Genomic DNA, 8,827 nt, shown 5'->3' with positions numbered 1-8,827 from the left:
CGTGCCAAGCATCTTTCGATTAACTCGTCAGCGGGAGGCGAATCTTACAGCATCCTAAGTTGCTGTCAACTGCCTTTTTCACCGCCGGAGCCAGGAGGCTCGCACCGCCTCCAACCCTTTCTGAACTGCTAACTCGTTGATTACCAAGGAGTTTCTCGCTCATTCCGCGTTTGAAGTGGTGCGCATTATAAGGACATCTGAAACCCCGTCAACCGTTAATTTCAATAATTCTGAAATAAACGCTCAGCCGCTTCAAAACTGATCTTTCTTCTATATAGAAGAGAAGAGATTAAATAACCCTCGCCTGACGCAACCCTGCAATCTGCTCCTCGCTCATGCCCAGCAAAGCCTGCAGCACCCCCTGCGTATGCTCACCCAACAAAGGCGGCGCATGACGATAGGTAACCGGCGTCTCAGACAAGCGAATCGGGCTGGCCACCAGCGGCACCTGCCCACCCAGCGCATGCGGCAAGCTGATAGCCAGTTCCCGCGCCAGCACCTGCGGATCGGCAAACACTTGGGCCAGGTCGTTGATTGGCCCGCACGGTACGCCAACCGCCTCCAGCTCGGCCACCCACTGCGCGGTGGTCTTGAACACCGTTGCCTGGCGGATCAGCATCACTAGCTCAGCCCGGTTGGCCACCCGCAGCTTATTGGTCTGGAAGCGCGGATCGTCCGCCCACTGCGGCTGCCCCGCCACTTCAGCAAACTTTCTGAACTGGCTGTCATTGCCAACGGTAAGAATGAAATCCCCATCGGCAGTCGGGAAATCCTGATACGGCACGATATTAGGATGTGCATTACCCAACCGACGCGGCGCCGTTCCGGTGGTCAGGTAGTTCATCGCCTGGTTCGCCAGGCAAGCCACTTGCACGTCGAGCAATGCCATATCGATGTATTGCCCCACCCCGGCCTGATCACGATGCGCCAGCGCGGCAAGCATCGCAGTGCTGGCGTACAACCCGGTCAGGATATCCGTCAGCGCCACACCCACCTTGACCGGTCCGGCACCGTCCTCAGCATCAGTACGCCCGGTCAGGCTCATCAGCCCACCCAACCCCTGGATCATGAAGTCATACCCGGCACGCTTGGCATAAGGCCCGGTTTGCCCGAAGCCGGTAATGGAGCAATAGATGAGCCGTGGGTTGCTCAGCTTCAGTGACTCATAATCGAGCCCGTAGGCCGCCAGGCCGCCGACCTTGAAATTCTCGATCAGGATATCGGAGTATTGCGCCAGCTCACGCACCAGTGCCTGCCCTTCAGGGCGCGTGAAGTCGATGGTCACCGACTGCTTGTTGCGATTGGCCGCCAGATAGTAAGCAGCCTCTGCGGTATTCTCGCCGGCGGCATCTTTCAGGAACGGCGGCCCCCAGGCACGGGTGTCGTCACCACTGCCCGGACGCTCGACCTTTATGACCTCAGCGCCCAGGTCAGCCAGGATCTGCCCGGACCAGGGCCCGGCCAGCACCCGCGACAGATCAAGTACTCGTACATGCGACAGCGCGCCCATGGTCTGCCCCCCATCTCTATTAATAGAAGGCCTGGATGCCGGTCTGTGCGCGCCCAAGAATCAGGGCGTGTACATCGTGCGTCCCCTCATAGGTATTGACCACCTCAAGGTTGACCAGATGGCGCGCCACACCGAACTCGTCGCTGATGCCATTGCCACCCAGCATGTCCCGCGCCAGACGCGCAATATCCAGCGCCTTGCCGCAGGAGTTGCGCTTCATGATCGAGGTGATTTCTACCGCTGCCGTCCCTTCATCCTTCATCCGCCCAAGCCGCAGGCAGCCTTGCAACGCCAGGGTAATCTCGGTCTGCATGTCGGCCAGCTTTTTCTGGATCAACTGGTTGGCTGCCAGCGGGCGGCCGAACTGCTGGCGGTCCAGGGTGTATTGCCGCGAGGTATGCCAGCAGTATTCCGCAGCCCCCAGTGCGCCCCAGGCGATCCCGTAGCGCGCTGAGTTGAGGCAGGTAAACGGACCTTTCAGACCGCGCACGTCAGGGAAGATGTTCTCTTCGGGCACAAACACGTTATCCATCACGATCTCACCGGTGATCGATGCCCGCAGCCCGACCTTGCCGTGAATGGCCGGCGCGCTCAGCCCCGCCCAGCCCTTCTCCAGGATGAAGCCGCGAATATCGCCGGCATCATCCTTGGCCCAAACCACAAACACATCGGCAATCGGGCTGTTGGTGATCCACATCTTCGCCCCGTTCAGGCTATAGCCACCCTCCACCTTGCGTGCCCGGCTGATCATGGCGCCCGGATCGGAGCCATGATTGGGCTCGGTCAGGCCAAAGCAGCCGATCCACTCACCAGTGGCGAGTTTGGGCAGGTACTTCTGCTTCTGCGCCTCGGAACCGAACTCGTTGATCGGCACCATCACCAGCGACGACTGCACGCTCATCATCGAGCGATAGCCGGAGTCGATACGTTCCACCTCGCGGGCAATCAGCCCGTAGCACACATAATTGAGTCCACTGCCGCCATACGCTTCAGGGATCGTCGCACCCAGCAGCCCCACCTCGCCCATTTCACGGAAAATCGCAGGATCGGTGCGCTCGTGACGGAAAGCTTCCAGCACCCGGGGCGCCAGTTTGTCCTGGGCAAATTGTTCAGCGCTGTCACGAACCATGCGCTCTTCTTCAGTCAGTTGCTGATCCAGCAACAGCGGATCAATCCAGTTGAAGCTTGCCTTGCCGCCCATGGTCCACGCCTCACAGAAATGCCATTGGTAATGCATCAAGCCTAGCCGCGCACCGCCCAAGGGACAAACGACGTTTATGCACGGTGTTGTGCTAATTTCTCACTCCGAAACCATCAGAACCTTGGTATTTCGTAGCCACAGGTGAGGACTCCGTACATGCGACGCAAGATCCCCAGCACTTCCGCTCTGGTCAGCTTCGAATCGGCCGCTCGCCACGAGAGCTTCACCAAAGCCGCTCAGGAGCTGTCGCTCACCCAAAGTGCGATCTGCCGACAGATCGCCAGCCTTGAAGACTTTCTCGGGGTCGAGCTGTTCAAGCGCTCAAGACGTGGGGTAAAGCTTACCGATGCCGGCCTGTCCTATAGTCGCCGGGTCGCCCTGCAACTCGATGCCGTAGAGCGCGATACGCTATCGATCATGGGCCAGCAGGGCAGCAGCGTCATCGAACTGGCCGTTGTGCCGACCTTCGGCACCCAATGGCTATTGCCACGCCTGAAAGACTTTCAGATGCGCCATCCTGAGGTCACCCTGAACCTGACCAACCGTACCCGCCCCTTTCTGTTCGCCGACACCGACTTCGATGCCGCCATCTACTTTGGCGATGCCGACTGGCCGGGCACCCGGGCGTATCGCCTGATGAGTGAAAACCCCATGCCGGTCTGCGCACCGGCGTTCCTGAACGGCCAAGATCGGCTGGACGCCGAACAAATCGCCCTGCTGCCGCTGCTCCAGCAGACCACCCGCCCCTACGCCTGGCGCCAGTGGTTCAATGACTGCCAGGTCCAAGTACCTCGCGACATGACCGGCCCACGCTACGAGCTGTTTTCGATGCTGGCCCAGGCCGCCATCCACGAAATGGGCGTAGCCCTGATCCCGCCGTTTCTGATTCAGCGCGAATTGGAAGAGGGACGCCTGGTCATTGCCAATTCTCATGCATTGACTAGCCTGAAGGCCTATCACTTGATGATTCCCGAACGAAAAACCGCAACTGTATCGCTGCAAACGTTTGGCAACTGGCTGGTGGAGCAGGCACAGCGCTTCAAATTGCCGCATGACAAGGCCTGAGGCGACTCATAAATAGGTAGTTACGACTTACATTGCGCTACAGATGTAAGCTTTTGTCGCCATTGTGGAACTGTTCAACAATCCTTTCAAAAATCTGTTGAAGCTTCTATTTACGTGGCTTTGAGCGACTTTTTTGATTCAATCCACGACTACAGCAAAAATATATTCTTACCCACATAAAATCAGTGGAATTCTCTATAAGCCTTATAAACAAAGGCCCTCACTAAAATATTGCGACAATAGGTCACAGGATGACTTGTAGTTGTTTTCCAGTCTTATTACAGAATCTATTGAAGGCCGCCCACGCTCGCCTGCACAATGCGTCGCGCCTGGCCCGCAGGGCATAGGACATGCTGGTTGAACACCGCCAAGGCACTGCCGCAGCACAACGGCCAACTCATCAAGACAAGAAAGATCATGCAGGAGACTTGACGTGCACATTGGTGTTCCTCTCGAAACCCACGCGGGCGAAACACGGGTAGCCGCCACCCCGGAAACCATCAAGAAGCTGGTCAGCCAGGGTCACACGATTACCGTGCAAAGCGGCGCGGGCATCCATGCCGGGGTCCCGGACAGCGCCTTTGCCGCCGCTGGCGCCACGCTTGGCCAGGCCAGCGACGCCTTCGGCGCCCAACTCATTCTCAAGGTGACAGCGCCCAATGCTGAAGAACTGAGCCTGATCAACAGCGGCACCGTGCTGATCGGCATGCTCAACCCGTTCAACAACGAGAGCATTGCCCGCATGGCAGAGCGCGGCATCAGCGCCTTTGCCCTGGAGGCCGCACCGCGTACCTCCCGCGCGCAAAGCCTCGATGTGCTGTCGTCTCAGGCCAACATTGCCGGCTACAAGTCTGTATTGCTGGCCGCCCATCACTATCCGCGCTTCATGCCGATGCTGATGACCGCCGCCGGGACCGTAAAAGCCGCCCGGGTGCTGATTCTCGGCGCCGGCGTGGCCGGTTTGCAGGCCATTGCGACGGCCAAGCGCCTGGGCGCCGTGGTGGAAGCCTCGGATGTGCGTCCGGCCGTGCGTGAGCAGATCGAATCGCTGGGCGCCAAGTTTATCGATGTGCCCTACGAGACCGATGAAGAACGCGAGTGCGCCGAAGGCGTCGGCGGTTATGCCCGGCCCATGCCGGCCAGCTGGATGCAGCGCCAGGCCGCTGCCGTGCACGAACGCGCCAGACAGTCGGACATCGTCATCACCACCGCACTGATTCCCGGCCGCAAAGCGCCAGTGCTGCTCAGTGCCGACACCGTGGCGCAGATGAAACCCGGTTCAGTGGTCATCGACCTGGCTGCCGCTCAGGGTGGCAACTGCCCGCTGACCGTGGCTGACCAGGTAGTGATCAACAATGGTGTGACCATTGTCGGGCCGACCAACCTGCCAGCACAGGTCGCTGCAGACGCCTCGGCGCTGTACGCACGCAACCTGCTGGACTTCATGAAGCTGCTGTTTGACAAGGACGGCACTTTCTCGATCAACCTCGAAGACGACATCGTCGCCGCGTGCCTGATGTGCCGCGACGGCCAGGTCATCCGCAAGAACGGCTGAGAACAACCACAATGCAAGAGCTGATCTCCCCCGGTATCTACAACCTGATCATTTTCGTGCTGGCGATCTATGTCGGCTACCACGTGGTCTGGAACGTCACCCCTGCCCTGCACACCCCGCTGATGGCCGTGACCAACGCCATCTCGGCCATCGTGATCGTCGGCGCCATGCTCGCCGCCGCCCTCACAGTGACCCCGCTGGGCAAGATTATGGGCACCCTGGCGGTGACCCTCGCTGCGGTCAACGTGTTTGGCGGTTTCCTGGTCACCCGGCGGATGCTGGAAATGTTCAAAAAGAAAGCCAAGGCCAAGGATGAGGTGCAGAAATGAGCATGAACCTCGTCACCCTGCTCTACCTGGTTTCGGCGGTCTGCTTTATTCAGGCACTCAAGGGCCTGTCGCACCCCACCACCTCGCGGCGCGGCAACCTGTTCGGCATGCTGGGCATGGGCCTTGCGGTGCTGACCACGGTCGGTCTGGTCTACAAACTGGCGGCCCTGTCGTCCGTTGAAGGGACCAGCGCCGGCATCGGCTACATCATCGTCGGCCTGCTGGTCGGTGGCAGCGCCGGCTCAATCATGGCCAAGCGCGTCGAGATGACCAAGATGCCTGAGCTGGTGGCGTTCATGCACAGCATGATCGGCCTGGCCGCCGTGTTCATCGCTATCGCCGCAGTCGTTGAGCCACAGTCGCTGGGTATCGTGGCCAATCTGGGCGATGCAATCCCGGTAGGCAACCGCCTGGAGCTGTTCCTCGGCGCAGCCATCGGTGCCATCACCTTCTCCGGTTCGGTCATCGCCTTCGGCAAGCTGTCGGGCAAGTACAAGTTCCGCCTGTTTCAGGGCGCACCGGTACAGTTCGCCGGCCAGCACAAGCTGAACCTGGTTCTGGGCCTGGCCACGCTGTTCTGCGGCCTTACCTACATGATCAACGGCAACCTCACTGCATTCGCCATCATGCTGGTGCTGGCCTTCGTGATCGGCGTACTGCTGATCATCCCGATTGGCGGCGCCGATATGCCGGTGGTGGTGTCGATGCTCAACAGCTATTCAGGCTGGGCGGCGGCCGGTATCGGCTTCTCGCTGAACAACTCGATGCTGATCATCGCCGGCTCTCTGGTGGGCTCCAGCGGTGCGATCCTGTCGTACATCATGTGCAAGGCGATGAACCGTTCGTTCTTCAACGTGATCGGTGGCGGCTTTGGTGGGGCGGCAGAGGCAGGCCCGGCGCAAGGAGGCCAGCAGCAACGCTCGGTCAAATCCGGCTCGGCCGACGATGCGACTTTCCTGCTGACCAACGCCGACACCGTGATCATCGTTCCCGGCTACGGCCTGGCGGTGGCTCGGGCCCAGCACGCGCTCAAGGAACTGACCGAGAAGCTGGTCCACCACGGGGTGACCGTGAAATACGCGATTCACCCGGTGGCCGGGCGCATGCCGGGGCACATGAACGTCCTGCTCGCCGAGGCCGAAGTGCCTTATGACCAGGTGTTCGAGATGGAAGACATCAACTCCGAGTTCGGCCAGGCCGACGTGGTGCTGGTGCTGGGCGCCAACGACGTGGTCAACCCGGCGGCGAAAAACGATCCCAAGTCGCCGATTGCCGGCATGCCGATCCTGGAGGCTTATAAAGCCAAGACCATCATCGTCAACAAGCGCTCGATGGCCAGCGGCTATGCCGGCCTGGACAACGAACTGTTCTATCTGGACAAAAGCATGATGGTATTTGGTGACGCGAAGAAGGTCATTGAGGACATGGTCAAGGCCGTCGACAACCTCTGATCAGAGTGCACCGAACCAAGCCCCGGCCGCGCGCGAACCGGGGCTTTTTTACACCCACGGCAAAAGTGTTTTGCTCTGAAAGCCGCCAATTAGAGCCTTCGAATACGACCTTGGTCGGGGGACGCGACGCTCACCAGCCACTAGACTTGGCGCTCGCTTCTACCCGAGACAATAAACCATGTACCGTGATCGTATCCGCATGCCTGGCCTGATGAGCAAGGTAATGAACGCATCAGATGCCGCCGGCCTGATTGAAGACGGTATGACCGTCGGCATGAGCGGCTTCACCCGTGCCGGCGAGGCCAAGGCCGTCCCCCATGCGCTGGCCGAGCGTGCGCGCCAGACGCCTTTGAAGATCAGCCTGATGACCGGCGCCAGCCTGGGTAACGATCTGGACAAACAGCTGACCGAAGCGGGCGTGCTGTCACGGCGCATGCCCTTTCAGGTCGACAGCACGTTGCGCAAGGCAATCAATGCCGGTGAAGTGATGTTCATCGACCAGCACCTGTCCGACACCGTCGAGCAACTGCGTAACCGGCAGATCAAGGCGGTGGACCTGGCGGTGATCGAGTGCGTGGCTATTACCGAAGAAGGCCATCTGGTGCTGAGCACCTCCGTGGGCAACTCGGCCAGCTTCGCGATTCTGGCCAAACAGGTGATCGTCGAGATCAATCTGTCACAGCCACTGGAGCTCGAAGGCCTGCACGACATCTATATTCCCAGCTACCGTCCGACCCGGCTGCCCATCCCGGTACTCGAAGCCGACTCGCGGATCGGCAGCGCAGCGGTGAAAATCGACCCGGCCAAGATCGTCGGCATCGTGATCAGCGAACAGGCCGACTCCCCCTCGACAGTGCTGCCGCCGGATATCGAAACCCAAGCGATCGCCAACCACCTGGTGGAGTTCTTCAAGAATGAGGTGCGCGAGCAACGCCTGACCGAACGTCTGATGCCGCTGCAAGCCGGGATCGGCACCATCGCCAACGCGGTGATGCATGGTTTGCTGGAGTCGCCGTTCGAGAACCTGACCATGTACTCCGAGGTGCTGCAAGACTCAACCTTCGACCTGTTCGATGCCGGCAAGCTGGCGTTTGCCTCGGGCAGTTCGATGACCCTCTCGGCAGCCAAACATGCTCAGGTGTTCGCCGACTTCAACCGCTACAAGTCAAAGCTGGTGCTGCGCCCGCAAGAGATATCCAACCACCCGGAAGTGATTCGCCGCCTGGGCATTATCGGGATCAATACCGCACTGGAGTTCGATCTGTACGGTAACGTCAACTCCACCCACGTATGCGGCACGCGGATGATGAACGGCATAGGCGGCTCGGGAGACTTCTCGCGCAATGCGCACCTGGCAATCTTTGTCACCAAGTCGATTGCCAAGGCCGGCGCCATCTCCAGTGTGGTGCCCATGGTCAGCCACGTGGATCACACCGAACATGATGTCGACATTCTGGTCACCGAACAGGGCCTGGCGGACCTGCGCGGCCTGGCGCCGCGCGAGCGGGCGCGGGTGATCATCGACAACTGTGTGCACCCGAGCTACCGCCAAGCACTCAATGACTACTTCAACAAGGCCTGCGCCTTGGGCGGGCATACCCCGCACCTGCTGCGCGACGCACTGAATTGGCACATTAATCTGGAAGAAACCGGGCGCATGCTGCCGGCCTGATTAATGCCGCAATCAAAGGCAAACAGTTTTTTGCCATACAGTCT

The 8,827-nt window shown here is 59.9% G+C and carries 7 protein-coding genes; 5 read left to right on the top strand and 2 right to left on the bottom strand.

The window, feature by feature from the left end; genetic code table 11:
* Nucleotides 1-289: 289 nt before the first annotated feature.
* Nucleotides 290-1,510 (bottom strand): CaiB/BaiF CoA-transferase family protein, encoded by a 1,221-nt coding sequence (locus tag NJC38_RS26435; protein ID WP_253117846.1) that lies wholly within the window; start codon nt 1,508-1,510, stop codon nt 290-292.
* Nucleotides 1,511-1,529: 19 nt separating this feature from the next.
* Nucleotides 1,530-2,711: an acyl-CoA dehydrogenase gene (locus NJC38_RS26430; protein ID WP_253117845.1), complete on the bottom strand. Its 1,182-nt coding sequence runs from the start codon at nt 2,709-2,711 to the stop codon at nt 1,530-1,532.
* 156 nt (nt 2,712-2,867) lie between these two features.
* Between NJC38_RS26430 and NJC38_RS26425 the strand changes: the two genes are divergently transcribed.
* The 5 genes from NJC38_RS26425 (at nt 2,868) to NJC38_RS26405 (ending at nt 8,783) form a co-directional block, all read left to right on the top strand.
* On the top strand, nt 2,868-3,776 hold the full coding sequence (locus tag NJC38_RS26425; RefSeq protein WP_253117844.1) for a LysR family transcriptional regulator: 909 nt from the start codon (nt 2,868-2,870) through the stop codon (nt 3,774-3,776).
* A 433-nt stretch (nt 3,777-4,209) separates the two neighbouring features.
* Nucleotides 4,210-5,331, top strand: coding sequence for a Re/Si-specific NAD(P)(+) transhydrogenase subunit alpha (locus NJC38_RS26420; protein WP_253117843.1), 1,122 nt, complete (start codon nt 4,210-4,212; stop codon nt 5,329-5,331).
* A gap of 11 nt (nt 5,332-5,342) precedes the next feature.
* A complete protein-coding gene (locus NJC38_RS26415) occupies nt 5,343-5,660 on the top strand; it encodes an NAD(P) transhydrogenase subunit alpha (RefSeq protein WP_253117842.1) in 318 nt (105 codons plus the stop codon).
* On the top strand, nt 5,657-7,111 hold the full coding sequence (locus tag NJC38_RS26410) for an NAD(P)(+) transhydrogenase (Re/Si-specific) subunit beta (RefSeq protein WP_253117841.1): 1,455 nt from the start codon (nt 5,657-5,659) through the stop codon (nt 7,109-7,111). Before NJC38_RS26415 ends, NJC38_RS26410 begins: the two co-directional genes overlap by 4 nt.
* Nucleotides 7,112-7,289: 178 nt before the next feature.
* Nucleotides 7,290-8,783 carry an acetyl-CoA hydrolase/transferase family protein gene (locus NJC38_RS26405; RefSeq protein ID WP_253117840.1) on the top strand — a complete coding sequence of 498 codons (1,494 nt, stop codon included), beginning with the start codon at nt 7,290-7,292 and terminating at the stop codon, nt 8,781-8,783.
* Nucleotides 8,784-8,827: the final 44 nt, after the last annotated feature.

The sequence above is a fragment of the Pseudomonas sp. 21LCFQ010 genome (assembly GCF_024129905.1).
Lineage (GTDB): Bacteria > Pseudomonadota > Gammaproteobacteria > Pseudomonadales > Pseudomonadaceae > Aquipseudomonas.
The sequence above is the reverse complement of the archived record's forward strand: the minus strand, read 5'-3'. Positions and strand labels throughout refer to the sequence as shown.